This is a genomic window from Legionella donaldsonii, assembly GCF_900452385.1.
GTDB classification, from domain to species: Bacteria; Pseudomonadota; Gammaproteobacteria; order Legionellales; family Legionellaceae; genus Tatlockia; species Tatlockia donaldsonii.
On the sequence record NZ_UGOA01000001.1, the window covers coordinates 286392 to 304993 of the forward strand.

Consider the following 18602-nt stretch of genomic DNA (forward strand, 5'->3'; position numbering starts at 1 on the left):
ATTTTGAGCTCATAGTATTTAGAATTAGAGCAGTTTCTATGTGGGATTGCTGAAAGGGGATTAAATTATGGCGGATGTGACGGTTAAACAATTGGCTCAAGTCGTTGGTATCCCTGTTGAACGCCTATTGAACCAGTTACAGGAAGCAGGGTTATCTTTTAGTGATGAACAACAGACAGTCAACGAAGAACAGAAACGTATTCTGTTAACTCATCTTAAAGGTAGCTCTAACCGAGAAACACGCGCAACTCCGGAGCGAATTACTCTTCGTCGCAAGAGCCTTTCTCAAGTAACTGTTGGCCATGACGTGCACAGTGGCAAAACAGTGAATATCGAAGTCCGTAAAAAGCGCACTTACGTCAAACGTAGTAGCTTGCTTGATCAGCAAAGTGAAACTGAGCATGAAGAAGATATTGCTGCACCAGTTGAAGATATTGTAGCACAATCTTCTGATACTGAAGTTGTTGCTGAATCTGGAGCTGAAATTGAAGCCTTACCTGAAGAGCTAAATGTGCAAGTGGAGTTAGCTGCTGAAGAACCGGAATTAGTTGCTGAAGCAGAAGAAGTGATTAGCCCAGAAATTCTCCCCCTAGCCGATCAAGTTCTGACGCAACCTGTTGCTGAAGAAAAAGTTGAGAAGGCTGCTAAAAAGAAGCCGGGTGATAAAAGCGATAGGGGTGATTCTGAGGTTGAGTCCGATTTCAAAAAAGGGCGGGGCAGCAAGAGAGGTAAATATCAGGCTCCTGAGCGTGAAGACGAGGAAGGCTCTGGAATGCGTCATAAGCGCAGTAAAGTTAAGAAGCGCAGGGGTAGTGAAAAATCAGAGAAATATCGCGAGGCCGAAGAGGCATTGACCCATGGTTTTGCTATGCCAACTGCACCTATGGTACATGAAGTATTAATACCGGAAACAATCACTGTAGCTGAATTGGCTAAACGTATGTCGGTAAAAGCTGCTGAAGTTATTAAAATAATGATGGGCCTTGGTGCTATGGCGACCATCAACCAGGTTATCGATCAAGATACGGCTGCCATTGTTGTTGAAGAAATGGGGCATAAGTCAAAAATAGTAAAAGAAAACGCTATCGAAGATACACTGGGCGATGTATTGAATAAAGGAAGTAAAACGGAAGCTCGTGCTCCTGTTGTAACCATTATGGGGCATGTGGATCACGGTAAAACTTCTTTACTTGACTATATCAGACGTACCAAGGTTGCCGCCGGTGAAGCGGGTGGTATAACCCAACATATTGGTGCTTACCATGTGGGCACACCAAAAGGTGAAATTACTTTTCTTGATACGCCGGGTCATGCTGCCTTTACTGCAATGCGTGCTCGTGGAGCCCAGGCTACTGACATCGTCATTCTGATTGTTGCGGCAGATGATGGTGTTAAACCACAAACCGTTGAAGCTGTACAACATGCCAAAGCGGCTAACGTGCCAATTATCGTCGCTGTTAATAAAATGGATAAACCTGATGCTGATCCAGATCGGGTTATGAACGAGCTATCAGCCTATGATGTAATTCCTGAGTCGTGGGGCGGAGATACAATGTTCGTAAAAATTTCGGCTAAATCTGGATCAGGTATAGACGAATTACTGGATGCTGTTTTGTTGCAGTCGGAAGTGTTGGAATTAACAGCCAATACTGATGGTGCAGCAAAAGGGGTGGTGATTGAATCACGACTCGATAAGGGGCGTGGTCCTGTGGCTACTGTGCTCGTACAAAATGGAACTTTGCATAAAGGTGATATCTTACTTGCTGGCTTGCAGTATGGTCGTGTTCGCGCCTTAGTCAGTGATAATGGCAGCCTGGTTGACAGTGCTGGTCCTTCCATTCCAGTTGAGGTGCTTGGTTTATCCGCTATTCCGCACGCTGGTGATGAAGCAGTTGTTGTTCCTGATGAGAAACGAGCCCGGGAAGTGGCTTTATTCCGTCAAGGAAAGTTCCGTGATGTTAAGCTGGCTAGACGACAAAAAACTTCTCTCGATGGCTTCTTTGAAACCATGACGATTGCAGAAGCAAAAGTATTGAATGTGGTCTTGAAGGCTGATGTACAGGGGTCGGTTGAAGCGATTGCTGATGCTTTGGTGAAATTATCAACTGACGAAGTGAAAGTTGAAATTATTGCCAGTGGTGTAGGTGGTATTACTGAATCTGATGTCCATTTAGCTATCGCCTCTAATGCAATTTTAATTGGGTTCAATGTCCGGGCTGACAGCGGTGCTAAGAAATTGGCTGAACAGGAAGCTGTTGCCTTGCACTACTACAGCGTCATCTATGACATCGTTGATCAAGTCAAAGGTGCTCTAACGGGTATGTTGGCTCCCCAATTTAAAGAAGAGATTATCGGTATTGCAGAAGTCCGCGACGTATTCCGTTCACCCAAACTGGGAGCCATCGCTGGTTGTATGGTGGTTGAGGGCATGATCAAGCGTAATAATCCAATTCGTGTACTCAGAAATAACGTCGTTATTTATGAGGGCACGCTGGAATCATTAAGACGATTTAAAGATGATGTTGTTGAAGTTCGCCAAGGATTTGAGTGCGGTATCGGTGTGAAGAATTACAATGATGTTAAGGCCGGTGACTTAATTGAAGTGTTTGAGACAATTGAAATAAAGCGTGATTTATGAGTAAGGATTTTAAGCGAACCGACCGTGTTGCAGAGATGATGCAGAGGAAGCTTTCGCAAATCATTCAACAAGAAATCAAAGATCCGCGATTGCCAGCTTTTATTACTATCTCAGCAGTAAAGGTTTCTGCCGATTTGGGGCACGCAAAGGTCTACTTTACCGTGTTCAACGATGATGTAGAGCAAACGGCAGGAATTCTTAATGCGGCTGCAAGCTATTTGCGTTCTGCTTTAGCGAGGTCAGTAAAATTGCGTACCGTTCCCCAGCTTCATTTTGTATATGATGAATCAATAGAATATGGCAGGCGATTAACTCGGTTGATTGATGAAGCTAATCCCTCAGACACTGATGATGAACAAGATTGAGAATAAGCAGTCTGTAAACGGTATTTTGCTGCTTAATAAACCACAGGGATTGTCGTCTAATGCTGTGTTGCAGCAGGTTAAAAGATTATTTCAAGCAAAAAAAGCAGGACATACAGGAAGTCTCGATCCATTGGCAACAGGTATGTTGCCGATCTGCTTTGGTGAAGCGACCAAATTCTGCCAATATCTTCTCAATGCGGATAAATGCTATGAAGCGACTGGCTTACTGGGTATCAAAACGAATACTGCCGATGCTTGGGGTGAGATCACACAGGAAATCTCTAATTTTACACTGACCGATGCTCAACTACTGACTGTCCTTGAGCAATTCAAAGGCAAGATTCAACAAGTCCCTTCCATGTTTTCGGCTTTAAAACATAACGGAACTCCCCTCTATAAATATGCACGTGAGGGCGTTGATGTTGCGCGTGCCGCACGAGAAATTATTATTCATCAATTGGATTTAACCAGATTTAACAATAAGGAATTTGATATTAAAGTATCGTGCAGTAAAGGCACGTATATCCGTAATCTGATTGAAGACATTGGTGATAGACTGGGGGTTGGAGCGCATGTGACCAGACTTCATCGTGTGCATACAGCAGGGTTTGCTGATGAGCCAATGTACAATATAGATGATTTGCAGAATAAAACAGCCACAGAACGATTAGCTTGTCTTTTGCCCATGGAGCGGGCGGTATCCTATTTACCGGTTTTAGTTTTAAATAGAGAAGAAGTCGTTGCTCTACGACAGGGAAAAGTCCTTGTTGATAAAAGCGGTTCCAATTTGTATAACAGCTGTGTTCGTCTTCATGATGATGAGGACCGGTTTGTCGGATTGGGAGAAATTCAGTTGTCAGGTACTTTAACAGTAAAACGTTTATTGACTAGCGAGACTGTTGCAGGACTCGAGTAATAAGCTGCCAGCACGTTTTGAAAGCAGTCCCATATGGCCAATAACGAGAATAGGTTGGGTCATGCTTTATCGTTTTTTTATGCAGGGAAAAATCAATAAATATTGCACAAATTCTCAGCTAATACTTGTGTCAAAGAGCTGGCCTTGATAGAATGCTCCCCTTTGAATGAACACTTAGCTTATCCTCAGGAGTGAATAATGTCGCTAACTAGCGCACAAAAAGCAGAAATTGTTAACGAATATAAGCGAGCTGATAAAGATACTGGTTCGCCTGAAGTTCAAGTTTCTCTAATGAGTAGTCGGATTAAATACTTAACCGATCATTTTAAAGACAATAAAAAAGATTTCCACTCACGACGTGGTTTGCAAGAATTAGTAAACAAGCGCCGTAAGTTGCTTAAGTATCTGAAGAGAAAAGATCAGGCTCGTTATCAAACATTGATTCAAAATCTCGGCTTACGGGATTCCTATTGAGCGTTTGGAACCATGCTAATGGGACTAGTCTGCTCGATTCTCAGGTCAAATAAAAGGCGCAGTTTTCTGCGCCTTTTTTTCATTATAACAATTTAAAGAGGTGAGTTACGTGGCTAAAATCACTAAAGAAATACGATTCGGTGAGCACACGCTAGTACTTGAAACTGGTGAAATAGCTAGGCAAGCTGATGGCGCTGTTTTTGCAAGTATGGGCGGAACGCAGGTTCTCGTTACTGTAGTTGCCAAGAAAGATGGGGCTGAAGGGAATGACTTTTTCCCTATGACGGTTAATTATCAGGAAAAATCTTATGCAGCAGGAAAGATTCCTGGTGGATTTAATAAACGTGAAGGACGTCCCAGTGAAAGTGAAACCTTGACTTCCCGTTTAATGGACAGACCTCTTCGTCCCCTATTTCCGGAGAGTTTCCACAATGAAGTACAGATTATTGCAACTGTCATGTCGTTGAATCCCGAAGTACCAGCTGACATCGTTTCAATGATTGCCGCTTCTGCTGCACTTGCGATTTCAGGTGTTCCTTTCCAGGGGCCTATTGGTGCCGCACGTGTGGGTTATAAAGAGGGTGTCTATCTGTTAAATCCGGGGTATAAAGCAATTGCAGAATCAGAGCTTGATTTGGTTGTTGCAGGTACACATGACGCTATTTTGATGGTTGAGTCAGAAGCACGAGAGCTGAGCGAAGAAGTTATGCTTGGTGCGGTATTATTTGGCCATGAAATGATGAAGTCTGTTATTCGGGCAATTGTGGAATTCGCCAAAGAAGCTGGTAAACCCGCTTGGGATTGGGTTGCGTCTCCAACCGATGCAGCCTTGCAATCGAAAGTTGCCGAATTGGCTACTTCCGCAGTTACCCAGGCGTATTTGTTGAAGGATAAGCAACAACGTTATCAGCGTCTTGCTGAAATAAGGCAAGAAATCGTTGAAAAAATCAGCAGCGAACAAGAGGAAGTCAATAAAGACGCTGTGGTCGATATGCTATGGAATTTGGAAAAAGCGATTGTACGTAACCGCATTTTGGATGGAGAGCCACGTATTGATGGGCGCGATCAGAAAACTGTACGTCCCATTGCGATTCGTACAAAATGCCTGGAGAGAGCACATGGGTCAGCGTTGTTTACTCGTGGAGAAACTCAGGCGATCGTTGCGGCAACATTGGGCAATGAGCGGGATGCCCAAATTTTGGATAGCTTGAGTGGTGAATCCAAAGACAGATTTATGCTGCATTACAATTTCCCTCCTTATTCAGTTGGCGAGACCGGTATGGTTGGTAGTCCGAAACGGCGAGAAATAGGTCATGGCCGTTTAGCTAAACGCAGCTTGATAGCGGTGCTCCCAACAGCGACTGAGTTCCCCTATGTATTGCGTGTTGTTTCTGAAATTACCGAGTCCAATGGATCAAGTTCGATGGCAACAGTTTGCGGTACCAGCTTGGCTTTAATGGATGCCGGTGTACCTCTGAAAGCACCTGTTGCTGGTGTTGCCATGGGGTTGATTAAAGAAGGTGAGCGTTTTGCGGTTTTAACCGATATTCTGGGTGACGAAGATCATTTAGGCGATATGGACTTTAAAGTTGCAGGTACTGAAAAAGGGATTACTGCGCTGCAAATGGATATAAAAATTACCGGGATTACCAAAGAGATTATGGAACAGGCTCTGGATCAAGCTTTAGCTGGACGGATTCATATTCTTGGCGTAATGAACAATTCCTTATCTGAGCACCGTGAAGAATTATCCCAACATGCTCCTAGAATTGCCACCATGAAAGTTGCTGAAGATAAAATTCGCACTATTATTGGGAAAGGTGGTGCTACAATTAAAGGCTTGATTGAAAGTACTGGTGTCGCTATTGATATTGATGATAGTGGGACTGTACAACTATTTTCTCCTGACGCTGAGGCTTTGGAAGAAGCACAACGCCAAATCAAGGCGCTGATTGCTGAAGTTGAAGTAGGGCAAACTTATAAAGGAAAAGTCAGCAAGATTGTGGATTTTGGTGCCTTTATCAATTTGTTGCCTGGTAAAGATGGTCTCTTACATATTTCTCAGATTTGTGCCGATCGCTCTCAGAAGGTTGAATCTGTGTTAGGTGAAGGTCAGGAAATAGAAGTCTTTGTGGCAGGTGTTGATAAGCAGGGACGAGTCAAGCTGGAGTGGAAAGATAAACCGCAAGCAGCTGCGACTGGTAATGAAAAAGCAGCACCCGTTGAAGCGATGGACGACGAATCTTTAGACAGCGAAGTTCAGCCTTCCTCCACAGAAGAAGAGTAAAATCATACAGCAGCGCGTTTATTCAAGCGCGCTGCTATTTTTATATTTTTTTAAAAATTTATTCAGTACAAACGAGCGCTTAGGATAAACTGCTGACTCGGCTAATTAGACGCAAAAATTCACTTCGGCTGGCGGGATTATCACGCATTTCACCTAACATAACTGAAGTTGTCATAATGGAGTTTTGCTTCTCTACACCGCGCATCATCATACATAAATGTTTTGCTTCCATCACTACTGCTACACCACGTGCACCAGTAATTGATGCAATACAATAAGCAATTTCACTAGTCAGGCGTTCTTGAATTTGTAAACGGCGAGCAAAATAATCAACGATACGTGCGATCTTAGATAAACCCAATACTTTACCATTAGGCAAATAGCCTACATGACATTTTCCTAAAAAGGGCAATAGGTGGTGTTCACACATGGAGTACATTTCAATTTCTTTTACAATGACCATCTCGCTCATATCTGATTCAAATAAGGCATTATTGATAATGTCCTCAAGATTTTCATTGTACCCTTTAGTAAGGTAGCGTAGGGCATTTGCAGCACGTTCGGGGGTGTCGCGCAGGCCTTCGCGGTTCACGTCCTCACCCAGTCTTTTAATAATTTCTTTATATAATTCCTGCATTGTAATGAGTCCTAGCCTGGGGGCCATGTCATCTGACGACCGCCCAGTAGATGTAAATGAATGTGGTAAACTTCCTGCCCGCCACCGGAATTAACATTGAAAACTAATCGGTATCCATCATCACTTAGTTTTTCAGTTTTAGCCATTTTCTTTCCAGTAAGTATCATGCGACCTAATAATTGCTCGTCCTTACTATCGGCTTCATTAATTGTTGCAATGTGTTGCTTCGGAATTACCAGCATATGTGTTGGCGCTTGTGGCCTAATATCATGAATGACGATAACTTCCGGATCTTCAAATACCATCTTCGATGGTATTTCTCCACTTGCAATTTTGCAAAATAAACAGCTCATGATCATCCTGATGGTAATGGCTTAATCGGGGATTATACTCTGAGTTAGGCTAGATAAAAAAGTATTCCTCTGTTTATCCGGAGAATTCTATCGGATGTGGCGAGAAAATAGTTGTAGCGTATATTTTATGATTAGAAAAAGATTAAAGTCTATGTAAATTGACAGAAATGTACCTCCTAATTAGAATTCGAAAAAAGGTTAAATTGAAGGTTAATATTGAATTATGATGGCAATGGGTTATACCGATAGCCCTAGTGCTATTTCGTACGAATATTTAGACCGCATTCCAGATAAAAAATTAGCTAGAAATAGAGTGAACCTTTCTGCGTTAGTATGTATAGTTTTTATAGAAATGCTATTTATGATTCTTATAAATAAAAGCCTGATTTAGCTCCGGATATTAAAGCAAGGAAAAAGGAATTTATTGAAAAAGAGGACTCTATATTAAGAGAGGGTTTATATAAAGAACCTCTATATCATTACTCTGTTGCGGCTTCATTAGGTGCGATGCAGGAGTGGAATGATCCCTCTGAAAAAATGCATGCTTATGTTGCTTATGAAGAAAGAGACGGTAAAAACATCGAATAGGTTTTGTTCATTTTAATGCGAAAACTGTTAATGGCAAACCGGTTGTCTATATTGCCCTGGCTGGCGTTGAAATGCGAGGGAAGGGAATGGGTAGGCATCTTATGAATTGCGTATTAACCCATGACCCTGCAGGAACCGAATTTTATATACTAACGCGTGTATTCAATTCAGATGCCAGAAGCTTGTATGAAGGAAGATTAGGCTTTACTCCTATTAAAGAAGATGAGGTTAAACGCTTAGGCTATGATGCTGGTACTGTGGTTTTAAGCATACGTTTTCTCCTTCCATAATAAAATATCTCCGACATGATTCTCGGGTTCATTCGCCAAATATATAAATGATTTTTCTGTTTTGGCAAAAAAAGGCAGGCTTCCTTTTTTTAGTGAGTTTGGGTAACGGTATGAGTGATGGTTAAAATTTGATTTTCTATTTTAAACTTCGTAGATTGTATCTTTTGAGTAGAAAACTAATCATGGAAAAAACAGCGTTAGTAACAGGGGCTACCCATGGAATTGGACTGGCGCTTAGTAAGAATTTATTAAGCAATGGGTGGCTTGTGTTTGGGACAGGGCGTGATCTTGCGAGTTTGGAAACTACACAGGCTCTTTTTCCCAATTTCATCCCTATTCAGGCCGATTTTACCAAAAATGATGATATACAAAATGTAGCATCAACGATTAAGAAGACTGGTTTGCCCCTGTCTCTTTCTGTGCAAAATGCGGGAATGAAAAGTCCTCCCCGGCCTTTAGAACAATATACTTGTGGGAGTATTGATGAAGAGCTCATGGTTAATTTGCTGGCGCCAATGAAATTAACGGCGCTGCTTAGTACCCAAATGCCGGCAGAATCCCGCATCTTGTACCTTACATCAAGGGCTGCCACCTTGAAGCTTAAGGAGGGCTCCACTTATTGTGCAAGCAAGGCTGCTTTGGATGAAGTAGCAGCAATCGTGAGGAAAGAGTTAGAGGAAAGAAATATCGGGGTTTCTACGGTAATTCCGGGAGAGGTTGATACCCATATTCAAAAAATCTTAAGAGAAACAACCTCTTTTCACTTGCATCAAAAATTTGAAGAAATTTATCAAAAAGGCCAACTCATTAATCCAACCGTTTGTGCTACTTTCCTGAAATGGCTTTTATGTGATCTATCTTTTGCTGAGTTTAAACAAAGTAAAATGCCGGTCTCAATCTATGACAAGTGGCATCATCAATTTTGGTTGACAGAGGCTAATCAATTACCTGCATTCCCATTTTGAATGAGGTGGATTGTACGAAATCAATACTTCCGATTTTGCCTTAATTTAACCGTAAGTCAGGGAAGTGTGGGAAAAGGGTGAGAAAGAGAATAGTCCGCTAATTTTGTAAGGGAAGGTATGCAAAAATATTATGGATACATCGTGTGGTTCGTTGTCACCCTATTTGTTGTTTATTCGTTTTGTTTAAACACGGCATCTGCAGTTTTTGCTGAATCGATTAAAGCCTCTCTGTATACCAGCAATTTAGGTGTGTCAATTGCCAGTGGCGCATTTATTTTAGGTTTTGCATGCATGCAAATCCCCGCAGGTTATTTACTTGATAAATGGAATGCGCGCCTGGTGGTAAGTAGCGGGGTGTGTTTGTTGGCTATAGGCAATATTATTATTTCATTGGCAGGGACACTCACTGTTTATGCCCTGGCCAATTTCTTACAAGGAATAGGCGCTTCCTTTGCCTTTGTAGCTGCGGCGGTGTTGATCGCTCGATGGTTTGCGGCAGAAAAATTTCCTATTTTGTTTGGTTTTACGCAAACATTGTCTTGTATTTGCGCAGCTATTATTCATTATTATTTCACGTTGGCCTTAATTAGCTATAGCTGGAATGACTTGTATTATGGTTTAGCAGGATTTGGCTTTATTTTATTACTCCTCACTTTACTCCTGCTTAAATCCCCTTCGGGTTATAAGCAGGAAGCAACGCTTTCCCTCAAGCAATCGTTAGCAGTTGTTCTTAACAACCGACAAATTTTACTCAGCGCTATTGCAGCTGCAACTTCGTTTGGGGTGCTTTTAGCCTATGCGGGTCTTTGGTACTTGCGGGTGCAGAGCTATTATGCTGTAGACAATCTTCAAGCAGTTATTATTGGCGGTATGATCTTTTGGGGTACTGGAATCGGGACTCCGCTATGGGGTTATCTCTCTAATAAAATAAAATCCAGAGTTATGATCATCCACGTTACTCTCTGTGTAGGGACGATGCTATTATTACTGGGCCTTTATCTGCCGCATTTCAATATTAATACACTCGTCATCAGTAAAATTATCTCGTTTTTTATAGGGTTTTTTCTATCTGGCTCAATGCTGTTTTTTACAATCGTTAGTGAGATTTCAACAGCGTTAACGCGAGGGGTTGCTGTTAGTGTATTGAATACAGCCGTTTTCTTATTTAATACCTTGTTGCTCTTTATTCCTTTTTTATTTTTAACAGTCTTCTCTACGGATTTTTTTACCTATCTATGGGTACTGCCATTTTTCCTCTTGCTAGCTATTTTGTTGGTTTATTTTGTTAAAGACAGTATTGCTTCACGTTAAGCTTCCTGGCTCTCTAGCCCTTTCCTGTTTTCGTTCAGGAGGAAAAAGAGAGAGCCGGATGAGTCTTCTTTTTAAAAATCGATAATTTCTTTAACTGATAACATGCATTAATTCTAATGCGTATTATTCTTGCATCTGCAAATTGGCGAAGGATAATAGGGATAGGTGATTAAGAAAACCCCAAGTAAAGATGCCAATACCAGTTAGGCGTTGGATTATTCTATTAACCGAGTGATTAACCGAAAAATTTCTTGTTGCTCACTGGATGTGAATGCTCGGGCATTTTTTTCCAGCGTTAATAATTTTTCATAAATAAAGGACAATACAGGAGTATCCAGTCCATGTGTTTTTGCATAATCGATAACATTAGCCACAATATATTGAGACTCAAGCCGCCGGCCTTCTTGAAAGTCAACGTACATGCTGGGATAAAAGCCGTGCAATTTTGCAGTCGCTGCCAGCAATTTCTCAATGTTATTCGCAATTTCGGCATCATCCCGTTTAGCGACTAGACAAACTTCATACATGAGTGCACGTACAATTTTTTGATAATCGCTTTGTGTAGCGAGGGCATCAACAGAGGTATTAAATAGTACCGCTAAACTGCTAAATGGAGTATTCCATAATAATTTTGTCCAACGAAGAATGCGATGGTTTTCAGCGAGTTGAATTTTCGGATACATTGCATGGTGGACTGAAGACTTAAGTAATTGCTTAATCTCCTCTCCACATGATTGCCCAGTGAGAAAAGGGGCTAACTTTAGCTCACCAAGGTATTTTATCTTGATATATCCTGGCTTAATGCGAGTAGCGCCTGTTGTCGTTACGCCGCACAGAATAGAACAGCTTTTTTGGATGAAAGAGACGAGATATTCTTCGTTACCAATCCCATTTTGCAAAACAAGAATTTTGCTTTCAGGTTTAAGAACATAAGGCAGGATTTCTTTTAAGACTTCATTTGCAGTGGTTTTGAGTGCAATAAGAATGATGTCAGATTTAGGGAGTTGTTTATAATCTTTCTCAATTTGTTTCGGTGTAATTTCTATGACAGTGCCATCTGGCAGTTCAAGTTCATAATATTTTTGTTGCTGTAAAATTGAGAAGTCAGAACGCTCAAGATGACAGACATGAAGTTCCGCAAGAGTAAACAGGGCTCCATAAAATTTGCCTATTGCCCCAGAACCAATAACGGTAACGGTTATCATCGCGTCATCTCTCATCGTTTTACTAATGCTAGGGCAACTCCAAAACTCACTAAAAATAGGCCTAAAATCTTGGCAATGTACTTTTCGCTCTTTTCCAGTAATTTTATTACTTTAGGATGGGACAAAATCATCGTTAAGGTAAAAAACCACAACGTGATGATAACAAACATTTCAACAATAAAAATCAAAACCCACACAGTCGGCGTTTCCGCTTTAATGATAGTAGTAAACAACGCAAGGAAAAATAAAGTGGCTTTGGGATTTAGCAGATTACATAAGAAACCTTGGCGAAAAGCGGTGACTTTGGGCAGTGATGTTTTTTTAATTTGCATTCCTTGTTTGTCTACAAAATGAATTGCAGGTTTGGATAGTAGGGAGGTGACTCCAAGATACATTAAATAAGCTGCACCAAGGTATTTAATAAGGCTGAATAGTAAGATGGAATTTGAGATAACAAAAGCAAGCCCTAAAGAACAATAGCTGATGTGAATTAAATTGGACAAGGCTACACCAAGGGCGGTGAAGAATCCGGATTCACGAGAATGTAATACTGTATTTTTAGTAACAAGGGCAAAATCCGGTCCGGGTGACATCACGGCCAGCAACATCAGTAACCCGATAGTGAAAAATTGTGTAAACAAGGGAGCTCCTGAGCGATTTTTATTGCACCTAATGTTTTTAAAAAGATACGTTATCACTATTTTAAAAACAATCCTAAATACGGGTGAAGGGAAATTACTTTGTCATGATGCTAAAATATAGATCAATATGATTTTACTGAATTATCGCTCCTTATACCCCATTTCCCATAACAAAAACCACAAATACGTGACGATATTCGTTGTCCAGAAGAAGTATTGAGGACAGGAGTAGGTTTTGTGCTTATGCTTTTCTAGCCAGTAAAAGAGGACAAGTAGGTAAAGACTTAAAACAAGGCCCTCTTCGACATCAATTCAGTCTGTTTAATAAAGCGGGGTTTTCTGCCACTGATGACTTTAACCTCAATAAAGATCTGCCCACTCAAAAAGATAAAATTTATGAACAGGTTTTCGCTTTACTTAGTCAGGAAAATCCTCTTGTCGCGATCGATAAACAACCTAATAAGGACAGTTATAATGGTTTTATTTATACGATAAGAATTAAAATGAATTCGGAGGAGAAGAAGCATTTACATAGTAAAAATGTAGGCGCAGAAGTGCCTTTTATCGAAGATGAGAATGTACTTACTATCATTTTAAATGATTATGGTACCAATGATGACCGAAGTGCAATTTGAGTTGATTGAACCTACAATAAACGAGACTGTTCAGGTAGGACCTTGCTGAGATTGGTATACTGCTTATTGTCTCTCCCCTCCGCCATTCATCGCCTAAAGTTGTTGAATCCAATTTCCAATTTCATGGCTTAACATCGCTCAATTTTGCAAGTCTTTTAAAGTGGAAGTATGGTAGTATCTTTAAAAACAGGATGTGTGGAGTTGCAGTTAAACGAACCGTTAGTGCCTGTAATTCCTGATGGTCAAAGTGAGTTGAACGAGTGCGCACTAAACTTTTCACGATATTAAAATCAGTATTAAAATTACTCTGCATCGTCATAGTAACGTTGCTAGCCATAAGGAGCTATGATTCGCTACGTGGCCCTCCTCTGGAAATTTGGCATACCTATGTTCCTAAAGACTTAAAGGCGGAAGAACTTGAACAATTGGATTGGTCACAATATATCAAGGCTGAGAATACGCTATTTGAAGCTGTCCGTAGAGAAGTTACTCTCAAATTAAACAAGGAAGAGCGTGTTCCAGTAAATCGATATTTTGATGGTAGTCCAGTTTACCCTGGAAAACTTCCTCATGATTGGAATCATTCTTATCTACTTGAACCGCAGGGGGTGCCGGTTGGGGCTGTTGTATTTTTACATGGACTAACGGACTCCCCTTATAGTCTTCGCCATATTGCTCGGCGTTATCGTGAGCATGGTTATGTGGCTATTGCGATTAGATTACCGGCGCACGGCACCGTTCCTGCTGCTTTGACCGATGTTAAATGGGAGGATTGGTTAGCGGCAACACGATTAGCAATCAGGGAGGCGCGGAAACGTGTGGGTCCGTCTCGGCCTTTACATCTTGTCGGGTTTTCTAATGGGGGAGCACTGGCATTAAAGTACACTCTCGATGCACTTGAAGATGAAAAACTCACACGCCCAGATAAAATTATATTGATTTCACCGATGATTGGTATTACCCGTTTCGCGCGTTTTGCCGGACTTGCTGGTTTGCCTGCTCTATTACCTGCCTTTGCAAAAGCAGCATGGCTTAGCATCCTTCCTGAATTCAATCCGTTTAAATATAATTCTTTTCCTGTCAATGGTGCGCGGCAATCTTACTGTCTAACAACAGAGTTACAGCAACAAATTTTGCGCTTGATTCGCCGTGGTCAACTCAGTCAACTTCCTCCCATACTTACTTTCCAATCAGTCATGGATTTTACGGTTAGCACTCGTGCTATAGTTTCTGCTTTTTATGCCCAACTTCCCGCTAATGGCAGTGAATTGGTATTGTTTGATCTCAATAGAGCTGCAAAATTCGGTATTTTATTGCGCCCTGCTGCAGATGCGGCGTTGACGCGCCTTTTAAATCCACTACCGAGGAAATTTCGGACAACAATTATCACTAATGTTAACGTAGATAGCGAAGCGGTGGTCGAATCTATCACGGAAGCGGGGGCTGTTAATGAACAACGCCGTCCTTTAGGGTTATCTTATCCCAAAGAGGTTTATTCTTTGTCGCATGTTGCTATACCTTTCCCAATCACGGATGGGCTTTATGGCTTACAACCTGATCCAACTGAAAACTATGGAATTCAGTTGGGGGCAACAGCTACTCGCGGGGAGCGCAATGTACTTATTGTTAGCCTGGATTCGATTCTGCGTCTTTCATCGAATCCATTCTTCCCTTATATGATTAAGAGAATAGAAGAAAATATTCCATCAATTCCTTCTAACAATAAGCAAAGTTAGCTACCGAAGTTACTATACCCTATACTAATTTTGAGCGGTGTTGCCATAAAGGGTCTGAGTTTCGCAAGGAGGCCTACCATGAAACAAACACTGGTTCTAATTCCTGGCGTAGGTGGTGATAGCGATTTATGGCAATATCAAATTAATCATTTACAAGAGTTAACCGATATTAAAGTCATTGTTGTTGATCGCGAACAACTTGCCACAGGATAGGGTGGACTACGTTCTTGAGTAAAGTCCGCAGCAATTTTAGAGGCGCAAAAACACGTCTCATTCATGGAAATCAGGATCCTCTGTTTTCTTTTGAGGAGCATAGAAATGTTGTTGACTGAGGTTTTGTAAAAGGGAGAAATCAATGAAGATAGTAGCTTGTTTACTCCTCCTTATTTTTAGCCCCTTAGTCAGCGCTGAAAACTGTCTGATGGAAGGAAAAGAAATCAAGTTGGAAGGTAAGCTCGGGGTGCAAACTTTTCCTGGTCTTCCTAATTATGAAAGTATCCAAAAAGGTGATGAGCCTGAAACCTACTGGATTTTGACGACTGAAAAATCTTACTGTGGAATAGGCCGAAGCCTCGACAACGATAAGTTATATCGCCTTGATCGGCGTACCACTAAATTTCAATTGGTACTCACGGCGGAGCAATATAAAGAGAAAAAAGATCTATTAACCAAGAAAGTGATTGTCAAAGGGAAAATGTTTATTGCTCATACTGGACATCATCATACTGAGATGTTGATTGAGCTGACGAGTATAGAGGCCGCTCCCCAATAAGTTGCTTCTTAATACACCCTCGCATTTGCTATGGCGCATTTAAATCGCATAGAATATGCAAAAACCATTTCGAATAAAAAATATACATGCATTCATTTTATTACTCAAATAAGCGATTTAATTCACTGAGTTTTATGCGTCTTTCTGATGAGAAGCTACAGTCTTTTATCCGTTTAAATCATTTCAATCCTAATGCCGATTGGGCACCGGACAATCCAGTTTTACATTTCCTGCTCGCTAATGAACGATTTATTGATGTAGCACGGTTGTTTAGCTTAATGCCTAAACGTATTGACCCTAATCTTTGTGATGGTTCCCGATACGGTAAAAAATCCCTCCTCATCCTGTTGACGCTATTGCCATCCAGCGGGTTATTAATACATAAATTTATTGATGTCTATAAAGAGGATCTACGCGTTAATTATCAGGATGACAAAGGCAGAACCGCACTTCACTATGCTGTCATCCTTGGCCGTGCAGACGTGGCTAGCCGTCTTATAGAACTTGGTGCCTCTACCCAAATTCGCGATAAGGATGGTTTGTCTCCCATCGATTATTTGTATTGTACAGAAAAAACGATTTGTTCTACTTTAAAAATGGTTGATATAGAGCCTGCACGAGATACAAAGGCTTTAAGAAACTCGCTCACTGATCACTATGGTCGCCCTTTAATGATACAAGGCGCTTATTCTACTCAGTGTAAAAGTACAGTCGAGCGCCTTAAGGGAGGCAAACAAGTTTTAATTCAATATATAAAAGGTAATCCACCAGCTTGGTCGACTTTTATTGGTGATGACTCTTCGGCAACTTATGCTGATCTGCTCTCTTTTGCCAAAGAAATCGCTAAAAGAAAACACTTACCCTTGTCAGATATTTTTATCAATCAAAAGCTAGATAGTAATGAACAGCAAGAGTTTAGAGAAATGTTAGTGGCTTTTAGTCACGAATTTTCTGGGCAATCCGTTCTTGAGCAATGTATTAGCGGTCAGGAAAAAACAGAGCAGGCAATAAAAAATGCAATGGAAGCGGAGTATTCTCCAATCATGGAGGAATGTGGCAGTAGGATTTCGTACTAAGATTTCATCAGCAGGGTAGAAACGATGAATTACAGAAAAAAATTAAGTCATGTCAATGCGTTTAGAGTTTATGCCATGGTTTTTTTAATTCTTTATGACCGGCATTATTTTTTTAGTCTGTGTTATCGTAAAGGCGCTGGGCTATCGACAACCTTTGTGCCTTTTTATTTTAACGCAAGTTGTTTGTATTTAGCCGTCTTTACTATTTTCCTTAGCGGATTGCTTTTATTATTACTCACCGCTTTGCTGTTTGGTATTTATCGCTTCTTTAGCAAGAAAAACACACCACCCTTGTTAGTAAATCTGTTGATAATTGTCTTAATAACCTGGCTCTTACACCTTCTAAGCCCCTTTTCTTTAGTCACTTAGCACTATCTATGTTAATTGGCTATATTAATTGGGTGTTAACATGCCTGCTCCTTCTTCATCGAGCGCTATTAATGCCTCTATGTTCTGTTTATAGAGTTTTTCCTGGGAAAATAGGCTGCGGTAAAGTGGTTTTAGACCACCACTGAAAACATCGGTAGCTTTTTGAAAAAAAACTCTTTCCTGCCAGCTGGGCGAATTGTAATAACAAATTTCCATGGCTTTAACGATAACCTGCTTGTCACCATAGCTAAAAACAGTTTTATCTTTCATTTGCTCCACCAGAACGGCAATAATTTGGTAGCGATTTATTAACTTTTGCTGTTTGGTGGTTGGTTCGATGAGTAATACCATTTCCCCGTCGGTGGAGAAGAGGACTCCTTCTTTTTCAAGTTTGTCTTGTAAATGATCTCTAAAAGCGGCGAGAGCTTCTTTGACCATTTGGGCTTGTTTTCTTCGTTGTATCAAGGGGCAGAAAAAATGAACTTTTTCTTTCGCAAGTTGTTGGCCTAGTTGCCCAAGCTCTTTTTCCAAATTAGCAAAACGCTGGTTACTCATTGTTTCTATCTCTTTAGCCAAGTCTACTTCAGCCAAAGGTTGGCTCATGATGTCTATCCATTTTCTGGAGTGATCAGCCTTTCTTGTTATTAATCTGGAAAAATCAGAGTTATCTTGAAGAAAAAATTTCAGTTGTTCGGCATTATCAATGGTCGTTGCTGCAGTAACTTCTTCCAGTTCCTCATCTTCTTTAACAGCCAAAACAAGACTGGCTAAAGATAGAAAGGTCATTAGGGTATAGCCCTTTTCACCATTTACAAGATAACGGTGGTATTGCAGGTAATTGTATATAAAATTAATGGCTGGAATGTCATTCTTATTAATATCTGTTTGGCTTAATTCATAAATTCCCAATGGTACCAGTTCATCAGCACCTATGAGTTCCTTTTTCATTGACTGATATTTTTGGCTAACAAAGGCAGCCAACTCCAGAGCTTTGAAATAACAACCAGCTCTTAAGGCATCAACATAATCCTGTACATGGCTCATAGTGGTCGTCGTTATAGAAGATAAAGGTTGAATTAGTATATTTGGAAAACAATTTAAATTGCAAAAGAACAAATCGTTTGTTTCGTCCCAATTTACATCAATAAGGGCGAATCATAAAAATTTATTTGGCTTAAGAATTGGGAACCGGTACGATCGATCTAATTCACTATTTCTGATTAACGGAGATTAGTTTAGATGTCTCTAAAAAGAAACTTTCTACGTGTCTCATTCTGTCTACTTGTTTCGTTATTTGTTTTAAAATCAATGGCTTACTCCTATCCACCCACTGAGAGGAAAAAG

18 protein-coding genes and 2 pseudogenes are annotated in these 18602 nt (G+C 40.7%); 15 read left to right on the top strand and 5 right to left on the bottom strand.

Going from position 1 to position 18602, the window contains the following annotated elements; translation table 11 throughout:
* Positions 1-67: 67 nt before the first annotated feature.
* The 6 genes and pseudogenes from DYC89_RS16905 to pnp form a co-directional block, all read left to right on the top strand.
* Positions 68-377: pseudogene (locus tag DYC89_RS16905) on the top strand (translation initiation factor IF-2 associated domain-containing protein); the annotation flags it as partial.
* A gap of 245 nt (positions 378-622) precedes the next feature.
* Positions 623-2638: pseudogene (gene infB, locus DYC89_RS01315) on the top strand (translation initiation factor IF-2); the annotation flags it as partial.
* Complete coding sequence (rbfA, locus tag DYC89_RS01320) at positions 2635-3003, top strand: 30S ribosome-binding factor RbfA (protein ID WP_115220167.1); 369 nt, start codon at positions 2635-2637, stop codon at positions 3001-3003. The pseudogene infB and the gene rbfA, both read left to right, overlap by 4 nt.
* Complete coding sequence (gene truB / locus DYC89_RS01325; RefSeq protein WP_115220168.1) at positions 2990-3919, top strand: tRNA pseudouridine(55) synthase TruB; 930 nt, start codon at positions 2990-2992, stop codon at positions 3917-3919. Before rbfA ends, truB begins: the two co-directional genes overlap by 14 nt.
* 198 nt (positions 3920-4117) lie before the next feature.
* The gene (gene rpsO / locus DYC89_RS01330; RefSeq protein ID WP_115220169.1) at positions 4118-4393 is read left to right on the top strand and encodes a 30S ribosomal protein S15; all 276 of its coding nucleotides are present in this window, start codon (positions 4118-4120) and stop codon (positions 4391-4393) included.
* A 109-nt stretch (positions 4394-4502) separates the two neighbouring features.
* The gene (gene pnp, locus DYC89_RS01335) at positions 4503-6680 is read left to right on the top strand and encodes a polyribonucleotide nucleotidyltransferase (protein WP_115220170.1); all 2178 of its coding nucleotides are present in this window, start codon (positions 4503-4505) and stop codon (positions 6678-6680) included.
* 79 nt (positions 6681-6759) lie between these two features.
* On the opposite strand, the gene folE is transcribed toward pnp, so the two are convergent.
* On the bottom strand, positions 6760-7317 hold the full coding sequence (folE, locus tag DYC89_RS01340) for a GTP cyclohydrolase I FolE (protein ID WP_181879294.1): 558 nt from the start codon (positions 7315-7317) through the stop codon (positions 6760-6762).
* An 11-nt stretch (positions 7318-7328) separates the two neighbouring features.
* A complete protein-coding gene (locus DYC89_RS01345; RefSeq protein ID WP_115220172.1) occupies positions 7329-7670 on the bottom strand; it encodes a histidine triad nucleotide-binding protein in 342 nt (113 codons plus the stop codon).
* 674 nt (positions 7671-8344) lie between these two features.
* On the opposite strand from DYC89_RS01345, the gene DYC89_RS01350 reads away from it, so the two are divergent.
* The 3 genes from DYC89_RS01350 (at position 8345) to DYC89_RS01360 (ending at position 10824) form a co-directional block, all read left to right on the top strand.
* Positions 8345-8548: a hypothetical protein gene (locus DYC89_RS01350; protein ID WP_115220173.1), complete on the top strand. Its 204-nt coding sequence runs from the start codon at positions 8345-8347 to the stop codon at positions 8546-8548.
* Positions 8549-8730: 182 nt separating this feature from the next.
* Complete coding sequence (locus tag DYC89_RS01355) at positions 8731-9513, top strand: SDR family oxidoreductase (RefSeq protein ID WP_115220174.1); 783 nt, start codon at positions 8731-8733, stop codon at positions 9511-9513.
* Positions 9514-9630: 117 nt separating this feature from the next.
* Positions 9631-10824, top strand: a complete 1194-nt coding sequence (locus tag DYC89_RS01360) for an MFS transporter (RefSeq protein ID WP_115220175.1) — start codon at positions 9631-9633, stop codon at positions 10822-10824.
* Positions 10825-11039: 215 nt separating this feature from the next.
* Here DYC89_RS01360 and DYC89_RS01365 read toward each other — a convergent pair whose 3' ends face one another.
* A complete protein-coding gene (locus tag DYC89_RS01365) occupies positions 11040-12029 on the bottom strand; it encodes a ketopantoate reductase family protein (protein WP_181879295.1) in 990 nt (329 codons plus the stop codon).
* A gap of 11 nt (positions 12030-12040) precedes the next feature.
* Positions 12041-12670 carry a LysE family translocator gene (locus DYC89_RS01370; protein ID WP_245953922.1) on the bottom strand — a complete coding sequence of 210 codons (630 nt, stop codon included), beginning with the start codon at positions 12668-12670 and terminating at the stop codon, positions 12041-12043.
* A 200-nt stretch (positions 12671-12870) separates the two neighbouring features.
* On the opposite strand from DYC89_RS01370, the gene DYC89_RS01375 reads away from it, so the two are divergent.
* The 6 genes from DYC89_RS01375 (at position 12871) to DYC89_RS01395 (ending at position 17258) form a co-directional block, all read left to right on the top strand.
* Positions 12871-13305, top strand: a complete 435-nt coding sequence (locus DYC89_RS01375; RefSeq protein ID WP_115220177.1) for a hypothetical protein — start codon at positions 12871-12873, stop codon at positions 13303-13305.
* A 260-nt stretch (positions 13306-13565) separates the two neighbouring features.
* Positions 13566-15041, top strand: a complete 1476-nt coding sequence (locus tag DYC89_RS01380) for an alpha/beta hydrolase (protein WP_115220178.1) — start codon at positions 13566-13568, stop codon at positions 15039-15041.
* 78 nt (positions 15042-15119) lie between these two features.
* Entirely contained in the window at positions 15120-15254 is a 135-nt protein-coding gene (locus DYC89_RS16820; RefSeq protein ID WP_255673136.1) for an alpha/beta fold hydrolase, read from the top strand.
* 142 nt (positions 15255-15396) lie between these two features.
* Positions 15397-15813, top strand: coding sequence for a DUF4431 domain-containing protein (locus DYC89_RS01385; RefSeq protein WP_115220179.1), 417 nt, complete (start codon positions 15397-15399; stop codon positions 15811-15813).
* Between the two features lie 134 nt (positions 15814-15947).
* On the top strand, positions 15948-16889 hold the full coding sequence (locus DYC89_RS01390) for an ankyrin repeat domain-containing protein (protein WP_181879296.1): 942 nt from the start codon (positions 15948-15950) through the stop codon (positions 16887-16889).
* 24 nt (positions 16890-16913) lie between these two features.
* The gene (locus DYC89_RS01395) at positions 16914-17258 is read left to right on the top strand and encodes a hypothetical protein (RefSeq protein WP_115220181.1); all 345 of its coding nucleotides are present in this window, start codon (positions 16914-16916) and stop codon (positions 17256-17258) included.
* A 24-nt stretch (positions 17259-17282) separates the two neighbouring features.
* Here the strand turns inward: DYC89_RS01395 and DYC89_RS01400 are convergent, their stop codons facing one another.
* Complete coding sequence (locus DYC89_RS01400; RefSeq protein WP_115220182.1) at positions 17283-18302, bottom strand: hypothetical protein; 1020 nt, start codon at positions 18300-18302, stop codon at positions 17283-17285.
* Between the last annotated feature and the right edge of the window lie 300 nt (positions 18303-18602).

Excerpts from the sequence above, each read along its gene's own strand:
- rbfA (WP_115220167.1), top strand. The coding sequence starts at position 2,635 with ATGAGTAAGGATTTTAAGCGAACCGACCGTGTTGCAGAGATGATGCAG.
- DYC89_RS01365 (WP_181879295.1), bottom strand. The coding sequence starts at position 12,029 with ATGATAACCGTTACCGTTATTGGTTCTGGGGCAATAGGCAAATTTTAT.
- DYC89_RS01350 (WP_115220173.1), top strand. The coding sequence starts at position 8,345 with ATGGGTAGGCATCTTATGAATTGCGTATTAACCCATGACCCTGCAGGA.
- DYC89_RS01355 (WP_115220174.1), top strand. The coding sequence starts at position 8,731 with ATGGAAAAAACAGCGTTAGTAACAGGGGCTACCCATGGAATTGGACTG.
- DYC89_RS01400 (WP_115220182.1), bottom strand. The coding sequence starts at position 18,302 with ATGAGCCATGTACAGGATTATGTTGATGCCTTAAGAGCTGGTTGTTAT.
- DYC89_RS16820 (WP_255673136.1), top strand. The coding sequence starts at position 15,120 with ATGAAACAAACACTGGTTCTAATTCCTGGCGTAGGTGGTGATAGCGAT.
- DYC89_RS01390 (WP_181879296.1), top strand. The coding sequence starts at position 15,948 with ATGCGTCTTTCTGATGAGAAGCTACAGTCTTTTATCCGTTTAAATCAT.
- DYC89_RS01385 (WP_115220179.1), top strand. The coding sequence starts at position 15,397 with ATGAAGATAGTAGCTTGTTTACTCCTCCTTATTTTTAGCCCCTTAGTC.
- DYC89_RS01360 (WP_115220175.1), top strand. The coding sequence starts at position 9,631 with ATGCAAAAATATTATGGATACATCGTGTGGTTCGTTGTCACCCTATTT.
- folE (WP_181879294.1), bottom strand. The coding sequence starts at position 7,317 with ATGCAGGAATTATATAAAGAAATTATTAAAAGACTGGGTGAGGACGTG.
- rpsO (WP_115220169.1), top strand. The coding sequence starts at position 4,118 with ATGTCGCTAACTAGCGCACAAAAAGCAGAAATTGTTAACGAATATAAG.
- truB (WP_115220168.1), top strand. The coding sequence starts at position 2,990 with ATGAACAAGATTGAGAATAAGCAGTCTGTAAACGGTATTTTGCTGCTT.
- DYC89_RS01395 (WP_115220181.1), top strand. The coding sequence starts at position 16,914 with ATGAATTACAGAAAAAAATTAAGTCATGTCAATGCGTTTAGAGTTTAT.
- DYC89_RS01345 (WP_115220172.1), bottom strand. The coding sequence starts at position 7,670 with ATGAGCTGTTTATTTTGCAAAATTGCAAGTGGAGAAATACCATCGAAG.